Origin of the sequence: Hymenobacter terrenus (assembly GCF_000972495.1) — a bacterium.
Lineage (GTDB): Bacteria > Bacteroidota > Bacteroidia > Cytophagales > Hymenobacteraceae > Hymenobacter > Hymenobacter terrenus.
The window spans coordinates 1-18,195 of sequence record NZ_LATM01000051.1; the positions used below are offsets into that span (position 1 = coordinate 1).

Consider the following 18,195-nt stretch of genomic DNA (forward strand, 5'->3'; position numbering starts at 1 on the left):
TTCGCCCAATCCTCAAATTTTGCTAACTCAAACAGCTTCTAAAGACATTTATGTGCCTTTAGAGGTCGTAAACAATGCTGATAATAATAAAGAGGAAAAGCACCTTATAGATTCTTTTGAAAATAATTTCATTCCACATCATAAAAAGGTAATTATAATCGATACAGCTGGGATGGGAAAATCAACTCTATCCAAACGGTTGTTCTTAGCTGCTGTTGAGCAACAGGTCGGTGTGCCTTTGTTGATTGAATTGCGTCGATTAAAGAAAGATGCAACTATAATGGATGAAATTTTTCGTCAGTTGTCAATGATTAACGAGAAGGCAGATGAAGCGTTTGTGTTGGAGCTAATCAGTAAAGGCGGATTCGTTTTTATGCTCGATGGATTTGACGAAATTGAGCATGAGGATAGAAGAGACGTAGTTGCTAATATTAGAGACTTTATAGACAAGGCAAGAAAGAATTACTTTCTCTTGACATCACGCCCTGAGGACGCTTTGACAGCATTTGGAGATTTTGTAAAATTTAAAATAAGAGCTCTGCGTAAAGAAGAAGCCTATCTATTATTGCAGAACCATGATTGCGGCGGTGAAGTTTCTACTTTATTGATAAAAAAATTAAAAGAAAAAGAGAGTGGTAATATTGATGAATTTTTAAAAAATCCTCTGCTTGTTTCTCTTTTGTTTGCTGCATTTGAGCATAAACATACCGTTCCTTTGAAAAAGCATTTATTTTACAGGCAGGTATATGATGCGTTTTTTGAACGCCATGATTTGACAAAAGGAGAATCTTACATAAGAAATAAGTATTCTAAACTTGAAATCGATGATTTCCACAGGGTATTAAGGTTCTTGGGTTATCGTTCCATGAGTCTTAATAAGATTGAATTCAGTAAAGATGAACTTGTAGCCGTTATTAAAGAGGCTAAAGACTTTTGTATAGACCTGAAATTTAGCCCATCTGACTTTTTAAAAGATATTTTGACCAAAGTTCCTCTTTTTGTACAGGATGGGCTGTATATTAAATGGGCGCATAAGTCGATTCAAGAATACTTTGCTGCTAGCTTCATCTTCACGGATTCAAAATCAAAGCAAGGCAAAATACTATCAGCTATTACTCGTAGTAAAGGCTACAGGTACATGAACACGCTTGATATATATTACAGTATTGACCCTAGTTCCTTTCGAAAGTTTGTGATAAATACATTTTTACAGGACTACTTGGCTGGTTTGGAGAAATTAAGAAAGATATGGCCAGATATACAGCCTGTTACTGCTGCTGTATTACTAACTTCGAAATATGTATTCGCGAGAATTAATGCGCGTAAAGTATTTTCTGAGATAAACGCATGGCGAGAAGAGTGTGGAGACGATGATGTATATGGCAGCTTGTCGATATTTCATGAAAATGAAGAGAAGTACGATTCACTCAAAGTATTGTCGGGTCATAAGTCGGATAATGCTATAATAAACTTAATGGCATCTAAGAAATTAGGTTTTGTTAAGCGCCTTAAGAGCAATAAGAAGCAAGGCAACTTTGGGCCCGAGCCTACCTCGGACTATGAATTTTTAAAACTTAAACGGGGAAAATTTTATGTACTATGTGCAGAATCGTACGATGATTATTTTAAAGGAATTAACATAAATGTATTGGTAGACAGCTTCTTGGCTAGTCGTTATTTCGTTGATGAAGTAAAAGCTAATGCAATGCTAAAAGCCATTGCTAAAGAAATAGAGGAAGAGCAATCGGATGATTTCTTAATGAATGGCATAGCATAGGCTGAGTAACTTTTGATGAAATAATTTATCGTGTACTAATCTTCAATAACAGCTTGTTCTTGAGTCTTCATAAGTGGCCGAAGCAGCCAAGAGCCTCACCAGAAACTGGCGAGGCTTTTGGCTGCTGGGGCGGCGGGCTACTGCTGCACTGAGTGTTTCATTGTCAGTATATTCGGTCATTCATCCTTCCTCATTGTTATGAAACACGTTCCCTCTTTCCTGCTTGGCTTGGTGCTAATGAGCCTCTGCGTTGTTGCTCAAGCGCAAACAACCCCAGCACCTCAGCCCAAAAACCAGCCGGTGAAATCGGAGCCTCGCCCTCAAGGCTCAGCCGCTCAAAAGCACGCAGCGCAGGCTCCTTCCTTCATCAAGGACACCGCCGCCTTTCGTCGGTCCGGCCGCCCCGCTGACGGGATACAAAACCTCATTCGGCCGAAAGCCAAACAATAGGCCCGGCGAATGCAAGAACATCCGCTTCTTTCCTTAAGACTACTATAGCGAAGGAGCCGGTGTGCGTGCGCTGCGCTAAACGCGCGGCAGCAGCCATGTGCACGTCAGGTCTGGTAGTGCGCCTTCAGTGTAGAGGTAGCTAAATAGTTGTTTCTTCGTGCCCGGTAGCACCGTGTCCGTGCCGCCTGGCCATGCGTCGGCTGGGTATTTCGAGGTTTGGGGTGAGCTTATCCGCTGCCAGGCAGCTTACTTATCTGCTCCTGAAACAATTGAAATCAAGCAAATGGAAAAAACGCTTACTCCTCCTCGTTCTATTACTGGTTTTTTCCCCGCGCTCGTTGAGGCGCTCAAGTGCATTAGCCTCGGCCTCAAGGATTCCTTGAACGCAAAAGTTATTTTTTATTCGGTGGCCATTTGGGTAGGAAGTTTCCTGTTGTGGGGCGCCCTCTTTTTCTGGCAGTGGACCAATATTGTGGTGCTGGCCAAGGTTGCGGCGGCATTTGTAGCCTTGGGAATATTCAGCTTCTTCCCACACCTACTAGCAGCCAGTACGGCCACTCAGGCGGGGATGGCCATGGCATCGGTGGCGGGTGGGGCTGCGGGCTTTGGCTTCACCATCCTGTCGTATGCTTTTGTAGTGGCGGCGTTTATTTTCCTGATTCTGATTTCCGTAAGAATCCTGCTGGAGGTATTCCTGATGAAATACGTGCAGACGCGGACCCTGACGCGCTACCCACAGTTGGAAAAAGGCGCCGAAACAAGCTGACTGGAAAGCATTCGGGGAGCTACCGGAAACACCATTAAAGCGCTGGTGCTGGTGGTCGTTTGTCTGTTCATTCCCGTCGTGAACGGTATTCTTATCCTATTGATTGGCTGCTACTACAGTGCCAAATCTTTAGTCGGCGATGCCCTGGAAGACGTTGCTACCTTCGAAGAGCAGAAGCAGCTTACCCGCGACAACCGCCTGGGGATTTTAGTGATGGGCCTGCTGCACTTTGCGCTCTTGCTCGTGCCCTTCGTAGGCCTGTTGGCTCCGGCAATTATTGGGTCCAGCATGTGCCACTTCTGTTTCCGGGCGAAAGCGCGACAATTGGCTATCTAAAGTCAGTAAGGCGCCTTTCCGTTTTTGGTCGTTGGAGCTCGTTCACCAGCATTAGTTACCCCCTGAGAGCAGTTTGCCGTAGGCAACCGCCGCTACAACACAAAAAAGGTGGCCCCTTGCGAGGCCACCTTTTTTCATCATGCAATACCGAGCATCTGCCCGGCAAGCGGCGTTACGCTTGGACCCGCTCGAAGCGGCCGAGGTTCATCATCTTGGTCCACACGGCCACGAAGTCCTGCACGAACCGCTCCTGGGCATCGGCGCAGGCGTAGACTTCGGCCAGGGCCCGCAGCTCGGAGTTCGAGCCGAAAATCAGGTCGACGCGGGTGCCGGTCCACTTCACGGCGCCGGTTTTGCGGTCGCGGCCGTTGAAAGTGCTTTGGGCGTCCGACGTGCTGCTCCAGGTCGTGTTCAGGTCGAGTAGGTTCACGAAGTAGTCGTTGGTCAGAGCGCCCGGGCGGCTAGTGAAGATGCCGTGCTGCGAATGGTCGAAGTTGATGTTGATGGCCCGCAGGCCGCCAAACAACACCGTCAACTCTGGGGCTGTCAGCGTCAGCAACTGAGCTTTGTCGACCAGCAACTCCTCAGCCGCCGCCTTGTGGTGGGGCTTCAGGTAGTTGCGGAAGCCGTCGGCCGCTGGCTCCAGGGCCGCGAAGGAAATGACGTCGGTTTGCTCCTGCGTGGCATCGGCGCGCCCGGGGGTGAACGGAACCGTCACCGGGTGGCCACCATTATGCGCCGCCTGCTCCACGCCAACCACACCGGCCAGCACAATGAGGTCGGCCATGGAAATCTGCTTGCCGCCGGTTTGGGCGCCGTTGAACTCCCGCTGAATGCTATCGAGCGTTTGCAGCACCTGTGCCAGCTGCGCGGGCTTGTTTACTTCCCAGTTGCGCTGGGGGGCCAGGCGCAGGCGCCCGCCGTCGGTGCCGCCGCGCTTGTCGGAGCCGCGGTAAGTAGAGGCCGAGGCCCAAGCCGTCGATACCAATTGGTACACCGACAGGCCAGAAGCCTGAATCCGGTCTTTCAGGGCCGCGATGTCCTGCTCGTCCACCAAGGCGTAGGTCACGGCCGGGATGGGGTCTTGCCAGAGCAGCTCTTCGGTGGGCACTTCCGGGCCCAGGTAGCGCTCCTTGGGGCCCATGTCGCGGTGCGTCAGCTTGAACCAAGCGCGGGCAAAAGCATCGGCAAATTCGTCCGGGTTCTGTTGGAAGCGCTTGGAAATGACCTCATACACCGGGTCGGCCCGTAGGGCGATGTCGGTGGTGAGCATGAAGGGGGCGTGCCGCTTGGTTGGGTCGTGGGCATCGGGGATGGTGCCGGCGCCGCCGCCGTTCACCGGGCGCCACTGGTGGGCACCGCCGGGGCTCTTGGTCAGCTCCCACTCGTAGCCGAACAGGTTGTTGAAGTAGTCGTTGCTCCACTGGGCGGGCGTGCTGGTCCAGGCGCCTTCGAGGCCGCTGGTGATGGTGTCGGCGCCGTGGCCTTTGCCGAAGCTGTTGCGCCAGCCCGTGCCCATTTCTTCCAGGGTGGCGCCGGCGGGCTCCTTGCCCACGTGCTCGCCGGGGTTGGCGGCGCCGTGGGTTTTGCCGAAGGTGTGGCCGCCGGCAATTAGGGCCACGGTTTCTTCGTCGTTCATGGCCATGCGGCCGAAAGTTTCACGGATGTCGCGGGCCGAGCGCACCGGGTCGGGCTCGCCGTTCGGGCCTTCGGGGTTCACGTAGATGAGGCCCATCTGCACGGCGGCGAGGGGGTTGTCCAGCTCCCGGTCGTTGGTGTAGCGCTTGTCGCCGAGCCATTCGGTTTCGGGGCCCCAGTAGATGTCCTGCTCGGGCTCCCACACGTCTTCGCGGCCCCCGGCGAAGCCGAAGGTTTTGAAATTCATGGATTCCAGGGCGCAGTTGCCGGCCAGCACCATGAGGTCGGCCCAGGAGATTTTCTGGCCGTACTTCTGCTTGATGGGCCACAGCAGCAGGCGGGCCTTGTCGAGGTTGGCGTTGTCGGGCCAGCTGTTGAGGGGCGCGAAGCGCTGGGCGCCCGAGCCGCTGCCGCCCCGGCCGTCGCCAATGCGGTAGGTGCCGGCGCTGTGCCAGGCCATCCGAACGAAGAATGGGCCGTAGTGCCCGTAGTCGGCCGGCCACCAATCCTGCGAGTCGGTCATCAGGGCAAACAGGTCCTGCTTGACGGCGCTCAGGTCCAGCTTCTGGAACTCCTTAGCGTAGTTAAAATCCTTGCTCAGGGGGTTGGACTTGTGGTCGTGCTGGCGCAGGATGCTAAGCTTGAGCAGGTTGGGCCACCATTCGCGGTTGGTGCGGCCCCCGCCGGCGCTTTGCTTCAGCGCGCCGCTGCTGAACGGGCACTGGGCAGCCGGCTCGTTGAGTTCGAAGAGAATGGAGTTTTCCGGGGGGAGGTTATGCGGGTTGTTTTGCATCTTGAAATTGGTTGTTCTATCGTCCCATTACAATGGTTAAGTCGCCGGAAAGTTTGCGCTTTTATTTGGAACGCAAGCGCGTAATTCGACAAACGGTCGGGGTGGGCTGGTCGAAGTTACTTCAGGGTTTCACCCGGCCCGTTCAACAGGGATAGTAACCACCGGAATTTTGAATTCACGCTAGCTATTCCTTTTCTAACACCGCCTTTATCCCACCCAGGCCGTTGGATATATTCTCCAGCTGCGTGAGCACGCTTTGCAACTGCCCGCCGCTGCTGGTGCGCAGGTTGCGCGCGAAAGTGGCCTTGATTTCTTGCCAGCGGGTGGTTTCAGAATTCTGCATCCAGCCCAGCAGCTCGCGCAGCTTGAGCAGGTTGGCTTCGGTGCCGCTGGTCAAAGTTTGGGCTTCGTTGTCGTAGTGCGTGGCCAGGAGGGCGCGCACTTCTTCGTCGTTCATCACGGGGCGCACCTTTTCGGCCAGCTTGGCCATGTTGCGGTAGGAACCTTGCAGCTTGAAGGGCGGCTCGGTGCGGTACTCGTTGGCCTGGGCGGCCGAGCGGATGTACTCCTCGTTCACGCGGGCCACCACGTCGCGAATGCGCAGCAGCTTTTGCAGCACGGCCACGTACTCGTTGATTTCCTCCGGCGAGTGGTTGGCTTCGAAGGTGAGGCCGGCGCTGTCGCCGATTTCGGCCAGCTTGATGAGCGGGTACACGTCGGCCTGGCTCTTGGCGGCGAGGCGGGCCAGAACGGGGTTGGCCACCAGCGCGTTTTCGAGGTAGCTGAGCAGGAACGTGGCCGCCGTGTCGCCGATGATGTCGCCGAGGTTGTAGATGTCGGCGCGGTTGGCCAGCATGTCGGGGATGCGGAACTGCTCGCCCGATTCGGTGTAGGGGTTGCCGGCCATTACCACGGCCACCTTGCGCCCGCGGAAATCATAGGTGCGGGCGCGGTCCTGGTACACGCCCTCAATCTTGCGCTGGGCGTCGCAGAGCGAGATGAATTTCTGCAGAAACTCGGGGTTGCAGTGCTGAATGTCGTCAAGGTAAATCATGACGTTGTCGCCCATCTCGAAGGCCAAGTTCAGCTTCAGCAGCTCCTCGCGGGCGCCGGAGTTGGGCGCCTGGGCGGGGTCCACGCTGGTCACGGCGTGGCCGATGGCGGGCCCGTTGATTTTCATGAAAATCAGCCCCAGGCGGTTGGCCACGTATTCCATGAGCGTGGTTTTGCCGTAGCCGGGCGGCGACACCAGCAGCAGCAGGCCCATGAGGTCGGTGCGCTTATCCGCGCCCGCCGTGCCGATTTGCTTGGCCAGGTTGGCGCCGATGAGCGGTAAATACACCTCATCAATCAGTTTGTTGCGCACGAACGATGAGAGTACCCGAGGCCGGAATTCTGCAAGCCGCAATTCATCGGCAAAGCGGGCCGTCAGCTCCTTTTTCAACGTCGTAAAACCATCAAACAGCGGTACCACCGTGCGGGTGTAGTGGTGCAGCCGCCGCCGGAATTCCGGGAAATTCAGCTGGTAGTTTCGCTCGTGAATGCGGGCGTGAGAGCCTTGCAGGCCCGCCAGCGTCTCGCGCAGCGGCGTGCGAATAATGCGGGCCGGGTCGAACGAATTGGTGAGCAGTAGCACTGCACACTCTTCCCGAAATTCGGGCAGATGGCTCATGGGCAACTGCTGCAGAAACGACTGCAGCCACTGCCGCACCAATTGGAACTGCGCCGCTGGCTGGTCGGCCAGCAGCGCCACCGACGCCTCGAATTGCTCCGTGGCATTTCGCTCCTTCAGCGACTGCTGGAATAATTGATACAGTTCCGCCGCCTCTGCCGCAATCACGAAGGTCTCGCCGCGGGTCAGTTCGAAGAATAAATAGTCACCCGCCTCCGCCAATTGCGCTGCCGAAAATAAGCCCGTTCCCGTCGCAAATTCCTCAATAGCTAGCTGCAATTCGGCTTTCAGATTATCGAACTCCCGCGAGTCAGGAAACACCTGTAGCAGCACGCCAATGCCCCGCAGCTGGTGTTGCCAGGCTGCTTTTTTCTTGCGCCCTGTGAAGCCGTGCCAGTAGAGCGCGGCTGCCGCCCGCGCCTCGGTGGAATAGCGCAGCAAATCGGCGGTGCGGGAGAGGCGCACCAGGACTTCGAGCAGCAGGGCGGCGTCGTGGTCGTGCACGCCTTTGAGGTAGCCCTCCGCATAGCGCGGGGCCATGAACTGCTGCACGTGAGCCGTCAACTCTGCCACGGTGAGATGCGACAGCTCGGCCAGCGAGAGCACGGCAGGCAGGCCATCATGGGCGGGCGCGGGATATTGGGCGGCCTGCAAAATCAGCCAGGCCAAGTACTCGGCGCGGTACACGTCGGCGTTTTCCGATACCACCGTTTGGTCCCACACGGCGCGGGCGGCCAGCACGGCGGGGTCAGTGATTTTCTGGAAGAAGTTGGTGCCGGTGAGGTGATAGTGCAGGTCGCCGTCGCGCAGAACCACGGTCAGCTCCAGCGGCTGGGTGTTCACGGTGAAGGCGTAGGGGCCGAATTTGAGGGCCTGCCCGCCGTCGGTGAATAGCTCGGCGCGGTCCTTTAGCTGGCGCACGGCGTCTTCCTTCACCGTTTTGAGGCGGCTCTGGATGTCGTCGGCCTTCACCGGGTCACCGAGGTGGAGCAGGTCCTGCACGGTCTGGCGAACTTTTTCCACCATCATGTCCGAGGCGAAATAACCGTTGATATCGGCCACCGACTCAAAGCGCCCGAGCCGATTTTGCACCGCTTTCAGGATGCGCTCTGCCGATTGCAGCAGGGCTGAGGCGCGCTGGTTGCGAGCCTCAACAAGGCTCACCTTGCGCGACTCAAATGCCTCCGACACTTCCTCCCGCTTGCCCGCCAGCTGGCTCAAGAACTGGTCGAACTCCGGAAACTTGCCTTCCAGCTCTTCCAGCTGCACCATGAGCTTGGTGCTGTACTCGTCGCACTTGGCCGGCGCGTCGCACAGGTCGAGGTAGTTCACCAAGGCCTGGTCGAGTAGCTTGATTTGGGCCGTGAATTCTGCCTGGGCTTCGGTGCCAGCCAGTGCCTGCCGCCGCCGTTTCAGGGCAGCCCGAATCTGGTTGAAGCTGGCGTAAATCGTCGAGATGTTGTCGATGATGCGCGTGGTCTGCGTCGGGTCTTCCATCGGCAGGTTGCTCACCACTTCAATCAGCAGTTCCAGCTCGCCCGATACGGCGTTGGCCTGCTTTTCCTGCTCGTTGGCTTCGGCCACTTTCTGCACCTTTTCGATGGCGTCGGCAATGGCCTGCACGCGCACGGTGTAGGGCTTCAGCGCGTCGTCTTTTAGCAGGAATTCCACCGTTTGGCCGGCCACGTCCTTGCTGGTTTGCTCCAGCTCGGCAGCGGCCTTCTCCACGGTGGGCAGCTCCACGTAGCGCAGCTCCTTGAGGGAAATGACTTCGCCGCGCACGCCGCGCAGTTCCGCCAGCAGCTGCACGTATTCGTTCACATCGGTGGCCGTGGTGCGCTTGATGCGTCCGGTCAGCTCATCGGCTTTGGCCAGCACGCGTTGGGTTCCGGCGCCCGTGCTTTTGCGGATGCTCAGCACCTTATCAAACTCCTCTACTGCCGCGTTGGCCGCCTGCTGGATGTCGCGCAAGGGCTCGGCCAGGGCCTGGGCCGCGGGCTCGCGCAGCCAGTGGTAGGTATCCGTCAGCGTGCCGGTGAGGCGAATTAAATCCAGGTACAGGCCGGCGTAGCTGTCGTCTTTGCCCAGCAGCGTAAGCACTTCTTGGGCTTCGGCCATGGCCCGCACAATTTCCTTGTTGCCGAGCTTGTAGAGATAGGAATCGGAAGTGACCGGTAGCTCAAAATCGGGTGCTACGTAAGGCGTCTGCCAGATTTGCACCGCGTGGTGCTTCTTGGGCTCGTCGTCCTTGCGGAAGTAGCATAGCTCGCCGTTCTCAAACAGCGCGTAGCCGTGGCAGCTGATGGGATTATCGACCCGCTGCGCGATGATGTTGTATGAGAGTAGCAGGTACGCGCCGTTTTCCTTGTTGTAAAAAACGTACAGGAAATCCTCCCCGTTTGGCGACACAATTCGCTCCTCAAAGAGCATGTCGCGCAGCCCTTTTTCAAACAGCTTTCCCTCGCCAGTTTGTAGGTAAAACCCGTGTGGAAAAATCAGACCCTGGTTGTCCGGCAACAGCACGCAGGCCTCCGCCAACGCATCCAAACGCTGCGCATTTTGCAGCTTGGAATTGTAAATGAAATACCGATACCCCTGCTCCTGATACGGCCGGATTTTCAGTAGAATAATATTGCCAACAACGGCGTAGTAGATTTCTGAATCATCAAGGGTTTGGTCCTTGTCCAGCACCGGCTCGGAATAAATGCCGCGCCCGGTGGCCGTATTGTTCTCAATCTTGATGGTGAGGTCGCCGTGGATGGTTTCCACAAAAACCTTGTCCTCGATGCTGATATGCGGGTGTTTGCCGCTGCGCTGCATGTCGCGCGTGGTGCGCTTCCACGTGAACTCGTGCTGCGGCGGAAACACGTATTCGTGGTCGCTGCGGTTGTCGATGTACGTGAGCGTATCGCCCTGCAACAGCCACTTAAACGTCTTGATATCGTTGGCGCTTTTGCCCACCCGAAACACCATGAATAGGTGCGTCCCCAGCTGCGCAAACTTGACGAATTGCGTGTTCTTGTAATACTTATACAGATTGCGAAATTCCTCGGCGAATTGCGCAGTAGAGATGAGGTCCAGCGGCAGCGGCTGAAACTCATGATTTGCGTAGGAATACGCCCCGAAAACATCCGACAATTCTACCTCCGTTTTCAGGCCGATAACCACGTTGAAACCGAACAGGAATTTGCTGCCCACGGGCACCATGTCCCACGGCACACAATTGTGCTCCGTATTGATGCGACCAGTGCCAATCAGTTTGGTGTCGATGGCGCCGAAGACGGTTTTACGCTCCGTATTAAGTTTGTCAATGCGCGTCTTCAATTCTGCGCCGCTTTTCTGTAAGCGGTTGCGCAGGATTTCGTAGGTGCCGCCTTCTAATTTGACGTCTGGCGAGGGCGCGGTAGTTGGTTCCATAGCAGGGCTGCCAGGGTGTTGATTTAGGAAGTGATACTAGATAGCAGAAGCTTAAGCCAAAAAGACCGTCATGCTGAGCGCAGCCGAAGCATCTCGTGTGCAGCAGTAATTCCAATCGTGCACTCGAAAGGATTACTTCCCCAAGCGAGATGCTTCGGCTGCGCTCAGCATGACGGTCTTTTTGCGCTAATCTAAGCCTAAGCCAAATTCAACGTCTTCACCGGCTTGTCGCCAATTCCCAGGGCCTTGGCGGTGCTGGTCAGCTGCGTGATGGTATTGCGCGTGGCGTCGTCGCCGGCCTTGTTCATCAGTTGCAGCAGCAGCGCCGACACGCTCAGGTTCTTCATGTCGTCGGAGCTTAGGCCAAACTGGTCCACGAAGCGGCGGAGGTTGGTCTTGAAATCCCCGCCGCCATCGTGGCCGAAAAAGGCGTCCTTCACCGTGCCCAGCACTTCGGAATTATGCACGGCGCGGTCCACCATTTTGCCTTTCGTGATGGAGCCGATAATCTGGTCGAAGAACATGGTCTCGCCGCCCACGATGTCGATTTTAGCCGACTTCAAGGCTTCTGAAATCACGCCGGCTTGAGCGCCGGCAATGTCTTTCTGGATGTTGATTTGGGCCAGTTCCACGGCCTTGTCTTTGTCGAGACGCAGCTTGAATTCTTCGTGGTCTTTGCCCACGCCGTCTAGCTTCTTCATGGCGTCGGCCTTGGCCTCTATGCCTTTGGCTTCTATTGCGAAGCGTTGTTCGTTCACCGTCACTTCGGCCAGGCCGCGCTTCTGGTCGGCGTCGGCTTTGGCTTCGATGACGCTGGCTTCGGCCAGACCTTTTTCGAGGTTCACCTTAGCAGCCACAATACCAAGCTTTTCGTCTGCCTCGGCCTGCGCCGTGGCGCGCACTTGGATGGACTGGGCTTCGGCCGTGGCCGTTAGTTGCATTACGTTGGCTTCCGACTCGCCCTCTTTCTGGCGGGCGGTGGCTTTGGCTTGCATTACCTGCGCTTCGGCTAGGCCCACGGCGCTGGCTTTGCTGGCCTCTGCTTCGGCCATGATGCGGATGGCTTGCGAGCGGTGCTCGGAAGAGGCTTTCTCAGCCTCGGCGTCAATCAGCGACTGTTTGGCGCGGAACTCGGCGGCTTGCTTTTCCATCTCGGCGTTGCCGACGAAGGTGATGGTGGCCTGCTGGGTGTCTTGCTGGGCCTTGGTCACGGCCACCAACTTTTCGCGGTCGGCCTGGGCCTGGGCGCGGGTGTCTTTGATGCGCTCTTCCTCAATTACCGTGGCTTTTTCCACTGTAATGCGCTCGCGGATGATGCTCTGAATGTTCTTGCGCTCTTCTTCCAGGGCTTTTTCCTTTTCAATCTGGGCGAGGGCCACGATGCGCTCCCGCTCGTTGATTTCGAGAGAACGAGCCTGCTCCACACGCTCGGTTTCCACGGCGTCGGTGCGCTGCTTGTTGCGCTCGGCCACCAAAATTTGCCGGTCGCGGTTCTGCTCGGAAATCTTGATTTCCTCGTCGGCCATGATGCGAGCTTTCTCGCCCTTCAGGCGCTCTTCCTGGCGCACTTTCTCCGTTTCGGCGGCTTCCCGGGCCTTGATGTTGGCGATTTCGCGGTACTGCTTTTCCTGGTTTTCGGCCAGCTGCTTTTCGAGTTGCAGGATGGTTTCCTGCGCTTCTACGTCCTGCTTCTTGATGGTTTTCTGCTGGTCGCGCTGAATCTGGTTGGCCTGAATCTTCTGCTCCGAGGTCAGGGCAATGATTTTCTTGATGCCTTCCGCGTCCAGAATATTGTCTTGGTTCAGCGCAGTCAGCGGCGTTTGCTCCAGGTAATCGATGGCGCAGTCGTCGAGCACGTAGCCGTTCAAATCGGTGCCAATGATGCGCAGGATTTCCTGCTTGAACTGCTCGCGGGAGTTATACAGCTCGATGAAATCGAAGTGCTTGCCTACGGTTTTTAAAGCTTCCGAGAACTTGGCGTCGAACAGGCTTTCTAGTGCCAGCGGGTCGGAAGCGCGGTGCGCGCCGATGCTCTGGGCCACGTTCACCACGTCTTCGTGGGTTTTATTGACGCGGATGAAGAAGTTCACCTTCACGTCGGCGCGCAGGTTGTCTTTGCACACCAAGCCTTCGGAGCCCGCGCGGGAGATGACGATGGTTTTCAGCTTGATGTCCATCAATTCTAGCTTGTGCAGGATGGGCACCACGATGATGCCCGAGAAGGACACTTTGGCATCGCCCATGCCGGTGCGCAACAGGGCCTCGCCCTGCACGGCTTTCTTGTACATCTTGGCGATGACCGCCAAAAAGCCAAGTAAAAACAGGCCGATGATAATCAGAACGGCCCAGGAAAGGGATGCAAGCATGTGGGTAAGGGTGTTAGAATAAGTGAGTTGATTTTAAAAGTTGTTGTTCTATCGTGAGTGGAGCCAGAGTGCTAAGCCGCATTATAAGGCTCAATCAGGTAGCAGCGCCGTGCCGTATCGAAGTCAATAACCAAGGCCGTTTCGCCCTTGGCGAGTGGCGCGTTCGTGCTCCTGACATTCAGCATGAGCGGCGCCCCGTCGATGCGCACGGATGCTTGACCCAGTTGCTCGGTGGTGGTGGGCAACAGCACGGTGCACACTTTGCCGATGGCCACCGCACCGGCGTCGTGGTCTTTTTCGAGGGCCGTAAACAGTCTTACAAAGGGCAGCGTGAGAAATTTGGCTACGAACAGGCTGCCGATGAACAAAGGCAGCAAAAACGCTAGCCCGAGTAGGAGGGAAGTATTGCCGGTGTAGTAGTTGACCAGAACGCTGCCGGCCCAAAGTGGCAAAAACACGAAGCTGAGAAACACCATCAGCGGGATGCGGCCCAGGTTGAAAAACGCCAGCGCGCCATTGAGCCAACTGGTGCTGATGCCGTCGTGCGGTATGTGGCCGTCGTAGTAGAAATGGTTGTGGTCGCTGATGCTCAGATCCACAGTTTTCAGGTCTAGCAGCCCCACAATGACCGTGAGCCAGTAGAGCAGCACAAATACCAGCAGGCCGGTCGGAATCAGGTTGGGCGGTGCGATGGCAGCTAGTAAAACTTCGGTCATAGGCATATGCAGGGTCGCTTAAAGGTAGGACGGTTAAGGTAATTCTGCTGGACACCTGGCCCCGTTTGGCTATTCGCTGTATCCAAGCTTCGCTTTTAAGGCTTTGAGGTCTTCGCTGGCTTTGCCGGCGCCGGTCGTCCCCAGAGCTTGGTTGATTTCGGCGTCGATGCTCTTGCCCGTTTGGGCGATTTCTCCATAAGATTCAGCGAGGGCTTCCTGCACGGCAATCTTTTCCTTCATGCGTTCCAGCAGCGCCACCGTGCCCGAGGAGTCGAGTTGCGCCATCTGCTTGTTGATGGCGATGGTGGCCGTGCTCACCGTCACGCGGGCCTTGAGTGTTTTCAGCTCATTATCCCACTGACTGATAGTGGACTTAAGCGTGGTCACGTTCTGGTCCATCTGGGCAGCGGAGCGTTCGAACTGAGCTTGGTCGGTGGCGGCGCGGGCGGCCTGGGTCTCGTTCTCCGCCTTTTTAAGGAGCGCTTCACCGGCCAAACGGTCAGCTTCAGTCGAATCTAGTTCGCCTTTGTGGGCGCGCTGGAGCAGGAGCACCGCCTTGTTTTCGTAGTCGAGGGCTTTGGTGTGGAAGCCTTCGTTCTCGTTGCGAGCCCGGATAGCCATGGCTTTTACCTCGGCCAGGCCGTGCAGGCTTTTGTCGAGGTTCTGGCGCAGGTCGCGCAGGCCTTGCTCGGTCATTTTGATGGGGTCTTCAAGCTGGTTGACAGCCGAGTGGGCTTCCGATTGGCCAATTTTGAAGAGGCGGTTGAGAATATTCATGGCGGGTTGGGACTTGAAATGAATTAACTAGAACGTCATGCTCATCTGTCGTCCGCGCAGCCGAAGCATCTCGCTCGCTTCATCTTCACGATTAGATTACTCCCCCACGCGAGATGCTTCGGCTGCGCGGACGACAGATGAGCATAACGTTCAAAAAATGTTGTAGAGAGTTTATTCTCCTTTAGAAAACTGAATCAACTCCTCCGAAAACTCGCTTAGGAGCAAGCCCAGCGAATTCACGCAGGCTTCCAGCTCGGGCAAGTCGAGCGTTTCGATTTGCAGGGTGTCGCGGAAGATGAGCTTACGGCCAGTGTCGTCGAGGGCGAAGGCGCCGTGGATGATGTCACGGTTCTTTTGGAGGAGGCGCTGATACACTTCCAGCGAGGGGACGGGCAGGTCGAGCAGGTACTGCTCCATAATCAGCAGCGGGTCGCCGCAGCCGATGACGAGGTTCTTAATGGCCAACTCCGGTTTGTCGACCACAAACACGCTTTCCTGTTCGTTGGCATAGCAGATGTCGAAGCCTAATTCCAGAAGGAAGCCTTTGATGGTGGCAAAGTAGGGGTTGGTCATGTAGCGGGGTTAGAAAGTGAAAACTGCTCAAGAAAGTAGCGATGTCAACGGGCTCTTCGCTGGAGTAGTGCTAGATTTACGCTGCAATAATAAGCAAAGTTTTTGATGTGCTCATTTTTTGAGCGATTTAATATTCCGATAACATGTCCTTCGTTGGTAAAAATATCCGCAAGCTTCGTACTGTTAAAAAGCTGAGTCAGGCTGCTTTCGCTGAATTGTTTGGTTTGGCTCGTCCTAGTGTAGGCGCTTATGAAGAGGGGCGGTCGGAGCCAAAAATGGAGACACTAATTCAGATTGCTCAACATTTTGGCTTATCAGTAGACTTGCTACTTACAAAAGAGCTGACGGTAAATGAGCTCTACCAATTCGACATCTTTAAGGAGCAGCTGCAGCCGCCGGCCCCCGCGCCGACGCTAGTCACTGAGGCGGACCGTCAGCAGAACGTGACCCCACTCGTATACCGCAACCGCGCCCTGGAATACATTGTGCGCCACCATGACCCCACTTTTGTGAATGCGCTGCCGTGGTTGCAGCTGCCGCACCAACTCACGGGCTCCACGCGGGCATTCGAAGTATCGGGGGCTGATATGCTGCTGCACCGCCAGGGCCTGCGCCACCAGGACATTGTACTGTGCAGCCGCATCGACAAGGCCAAGCCCCGCCTGAAAACCGGCAACGTCTACGTATTCGTGACTCAAAGCAAGGTGCTTATCCGCCGCCTGGCCGAGCGCCTCGAAGGCGACCGGGTGCTCCGGTTGCGCGCCGACAACCCCGACTACGGCAGCCAGGAGCTGGAGCTGACCCAGGCACTGGAAATTTGGGAAGTACGCGGGGTATTTACCACTCACCTGCGGGCGCCCGCTCTGCTCGACGAGCGGGTGGCGGAGCTGGAGCGCAAAGTAGAGGAGCTAGCCGAGCGACTCAGCAACCTGTAGCTGCACCAGAAACCGTGGGCAAAGTCCCGTTACCCTTGGTACTGTAAAATAGCCCGAATCGAAATAAGTGCTGAAAAATAGTCTCAACTCTACAGTAGGAGTTTCGTACTCCGTGGCACTATCCTTGCCAAAGGCTCAGCTTTCAATTCCATTCTATTTATCGAATCCTTATGAAATCCTTCCTTGCTCCCTTGCGCGTGGCCGTGTTAAGCGCATTTGCGCTGGCCGCCGCGCCCGCCGCCCACGCCCAGATTAATATCAACATCAACCCACCCAGCTGGGGCCCGGCCGTGCCTTCGGGCGCGCAATACTATTACATCCCCGAAACTAATGGCTTCTATGATGTGCCCGCCCGGCAGTACGTGGTGGCGCGCGAGGGCAAGTGGATTCGGACCAGCTCGCTTTCGGGCTTCAATACCGCTAATTTCCACCCGGTGGTGGTAGACTACGTGGGAGGCCAGCCCTGGACCCGCTACGATGAATACCGGGCGAAGTACCCCCGCGGCGGCAACCCCAGCAACGGGGCCTTGCCTCCCGGCCAGGCTAAGAAGATGGGCTACCGCGCCAACCCCAGCAATGGCGGCCTGCCTCCGGGCCAAGCCAAAAAAATGGGTGGCAGCAAAGGCCACGGAAAAGGCAAGCATTAAGCGGCTGAATAAGCCCAGTATCAGCAGCATCTAATTCAGCTATAACCGGCTCCGACCTTCTGGTTGGAGTCGGTTTTTTATGCTGAGAGGTGAGCAATCTATTTTCGTTTGGGTAGGTGCGTTTCTAACCGGGTAATAGTGTGATGATAACCAGGGAAACAACTCAACAATAGTCTATTGTGTGAAAAAATATATGGTCAAAAATTACTAAAAACAGTCACCTGATTTAAGGACTGCCGTATATTATCCGTCTTAACTCTAATCATTAATAATTGTGAAAGCGATGAAAATTATCCCGCATTTCTTAGTGGCCGGTGCCATGGTAATTGGTACGGCTTGTAGTAGCACCAATTCGGCTACTGATGCTGCTTCCACGGGCGGCAGCAGCATCGGTCCGGGCTCCGGCGCTAGTGGGGCATCTGCCTCTGGAACTGGTATTGTCGGCGGCGCAGGCTCGGCTGATATAGGTGCCACCAGTGTGGTGTCGGGGGCCGGAGGAAGCATGGGCGCTACCGAAACCGGCGGCAGCAGTGGCGCAGGTGGCACCGATATGTCGGGCGCTACAGGTGGAACGGCTGCGGGTGCTGCCGGCGCCGCCGATATGACGGCCTTCATGGGCACATTTGCTACCATGCAAGACCCCGTATTCCTGCTGAACGCGGCCAGCAGCAACCTGATGGAGATTCGGGCGGGCCAAATGGCGGCTCAGAAAGCTAGTAATGCCGACGTGAGGAAATTCGCCGAAATGATGGTCAGCCATCACATGAAGGCCACGCAGGAGCTCAAAGCCGTTGCTACTCCCCTGGGAGTAAAGCTGACCCAAACCATGATGCCCGTCCATCAGGCCATGGCCGACCGGCTGATGAACAAAACCGGCAAGGGCTTCGATGAGGCCTACATGGACCTCATGGAAACGGCACACAAGATGGACATTGCCATGTTCGAAGTGAAAAGCAAAGGGGCGGAAATACCAGCCGTTAAAGACTTTGCCACCCGAGCCTTGCCAATGCTCCGCTCGCATCAGACGATGGCTGATACCATCGAAAAGAAGGTTGATTGAGCTGCTAAAGGTCCGGAGCAGTAGGGTGGGAATAATGCGGCATCGCCTTTCTATACCCTACAAATAGAAACCCCCACCGGGGACCCCAACGGCTTGTCTCACCCAGAGCTAAAAACGCCCCCGTCGTTGCTACGACGGGGGCGTTTCGTTAGGAGTAAGCGGGCGGCGCTAGCTGGGCAGCGTGGTCTGGTGGGCTTCAATGGCGGCGACCAATGCGCTGGCTTCGGCCTGGGTCAGGCGAGCTATTTCGAGCTTGAATTCGAGCACAACCT

General features: G+C 55.8%; 13 protein-coding genes. 7 read left to right on the plus strand and 6 right to left on the minus strand.

Annotated elements, in window-relative coordinates; translation table 11 throughout:
* The 4 genes from WX88_RS25340 to WX88_RS25355 all read left to right on the plus strand — a co-directional run.
* Positions 1-1,777 (plus strand): NACHT domain-containing protein (locus WX88_RS25340; protein ID WP_156176435.1); only part of this gene is annotated, 1,777 nt, incomplete at its 5' end.
* A 198-nt stretch (positions 1,778-1,975) separates the two neighbouring features.
* Positions 1,976-2,227 carry a hypothetical protein gene (locus WX88_RS31080; RefSeq protein WP_046247229.1) on the plus strand — a complete coding sequence of 84 codons (252 nt, stop codon included), beginning with the start codon at positions 1,976-1,978 and terminating at the stop codon, positions 2,225-2,227.
* 379 nt (positions 2,228-2,606) lie between these two features.
* Positions 2,607-2,993, plus strand: coding sequence for a hypothetical protein (locus tag WX88_RS25350; RefSeq protein WP_156176436.1), 387 nt, complete (start codon positions 2,607-2,609; stop codon positions 2,991-2,993).
* Positions 2,994-3,044: 51 nt separating this feature from the next.
* Positions 3,045-3,329, plus strand: a complete 285-nt coding sequence (locus WX88_RS25355) for an EI24 domain-containing protein (RefSeq protein ID WP_262489863.1) — start codon at positions 3,045-3,047, stop codon at positions 3,327-3,329.
* A gap of 172 nt (positions 3,330-3,501) precedes the next feature.
* Here WX88_RS25355 and katG read toward each other — a convergent pair whose 3' ends face one another.
* From katG to WX88_RS25385, 6 genes are all read right to left on the minus strand, one after another.
* Entirely contained in the window at positions 3,502-5,760 is a 2,259-nt protein-coding gene (katG, locus tag WX88_RS25360; protein WP_046247232.1) for a catalase/peroxidase HPI, read from the minus strand.
* A 184-nt stretch (positions 5,761-5,944) separates the two neighbouring features.
* A complete protein-coding gene (locus WX88_RS25365; protein WP_046247233.1) occupies positions 5,945-10,849 on the minus strand; it encodes a DNA repair ATPase in 4,905 nt (1,634 codons plus the stop codon).
* Between the two features lie 197 nt (positions 10,850-11,046).
* Positions 11,047-13,215 carry a flotillin family protein gene (locus tag WX88_RS25370; protein ID WP_046247234.1) on the minus strand — a complete coding sequence of 723 codons (2,169 nt, stop codon included), beginning with the start codon at positions 13,213-13,215 and terminating at the stop codon, positions 11,047-11,049.
* A gap of 71 nt (positions 13,216-13,286) precedes the next feature.
* Entirely contained in the window at positions 13,287-13,931 is a 645-nt protein-coding gene (locus tag WX88_RS25375; protein WP_046247235.1) for a hypothetical protein, read from the minus strand.
* A gap of 69 nt (positions 13,932-14,000) precedes the next feature.
* Positions 14,001-14,708: a PspA/IM30 family protein gene (locus WX88_RS25380; RefSeq protein ID WP_046247236.1), complete on the minus strand. Its 708-nt coding sequence runs from the start codon at positions 14,706-14,708 to the stop codon at positions 14,001-14,003.
* 171 nt (positions 14,709-14,879) lie between these two features.
* Entirely contained in the window at positions 14,880-15,281 is a 402-nt protein-coding gene (locus tag WX88_RS25385; protein ID WP_046247237.1) for a type III secretion system chaperone family protein, read from the minus strand.
* A gap of 143 nt (positions 15,282-15,424) precedes the next feature.
* On the opposite strand from WX88_RS25385, the gene WX88_RS28350 reads away from it, so the two are divergent.
* The 3 genes from WX88_RS28350 to WX88_RS31875 all read left to right on the plus strand — a co-directional run bounded on the left by WX88_RS28350 (position 15,425) and on the right by WX88_RS31875 (position 17,923).
* A complete protein-coding gene (locus WX88_RS28350; protein WP_052733103.1) occupies positions 15,425-16,216 on the plus strand; it encodes an XRE family transcriptional regulator in 792 nt (263 codons plus the stop codon).
* Positions 16,217-16,386: 170 nt separating this feature from the next.
* Complete coding sequence (locus WX88_RS25395; protein ID WP_046247238.1) at positions 16,387-16,863, plus strand: hypothetical protein; 477 nt, start codon at positions 16,387-16,389, stop codon at positions 16,861-16,863.
* 283 nt (positions 16,864-17,146) lie between these two features.
* Positions 17,147-17,923 carry a DUF4142 domain-containing protein gene (locus tag WX88_RS31875; RefSeq protein WP_052733104.1) on the plus strand — a complete coding sequence of 259 codons (777 nt, stop codon included), beginning with the start codon at positions 17,147-17,149 and terminating at the stop codon, positions 17,921-17,923.
* Positions 17,924-18,195 lie beyond the last annotated feature (272 nt).

Coding starts and splice junctions, on each gene's coding strand:
- WX88_RS25365 (WP_046247233.1), bottom strand. CDS start 10,849: ATGGAACCAACTACCGCGCCCTCGCCAGACGTCAAATTAGAAGGCGGC.
- WX88_RS25385 (WP_046247237.1), bottom strand. CDS start 15,281: ATGACCAACCCCTACTTTGCCACCATCAAAGGCTTCCTTCTGGAATTA.
- WX88_RS31080 (WP_046247229.1), top strand. CDS start 1,976: ATGAAACACGTTCCCTCTTTCCTGCTTGGCTTGGTGCTAATGAGCCTC.
- WX88_RS31875 (WP_052733104.1), top strand. CDS start 17,147: ATGAAAATTATCCCGCATTTCTTAGTGGCCGGTGCCATGGTAATTGGT.
- WX88_RS25375 (WP_046247235.1), bottom strand. CDS start 13,931: ATGACCGAAGTTTTACTAGCTGCCATCGCACCGCCCAACCTGATTCCG.
- WX88_RS28350 (WP_052733103.1), top strand. CDS start 15,425: ATGTCCTTCGTTGGTAAAAATATCCGCAAGCTTCGTACTGTTAAAAAG.
- katG (WP_046247232.1), bottom strand. CDS start 5,760: ATGCAAAACAACCCGCATAACCTCCCCCCGGAAAACTCCATTCTCTTC.
- WX88_RS25395 (WP_046247238.1), top strand. CDS start 16,387: ATGAAATCCTTCCTTGCTCCCTTGCGCGTGGCCGTGTTAAGCGCATTT.
- WX88_RS25370 (WP_046247234.1), bottom strand. CDS start 13,215: ATGCTTGCATCCCTTTCCTGGGCCGTTCTGATTATCATCGGCCTGTTT.
- WX88_RS25380 (WP_046247236.1), bottom strand. CDS start 14,708: ATGAATATTCTCAACCGCCTCTTCAAAATTGGCCAATCGGAAGCCCAC.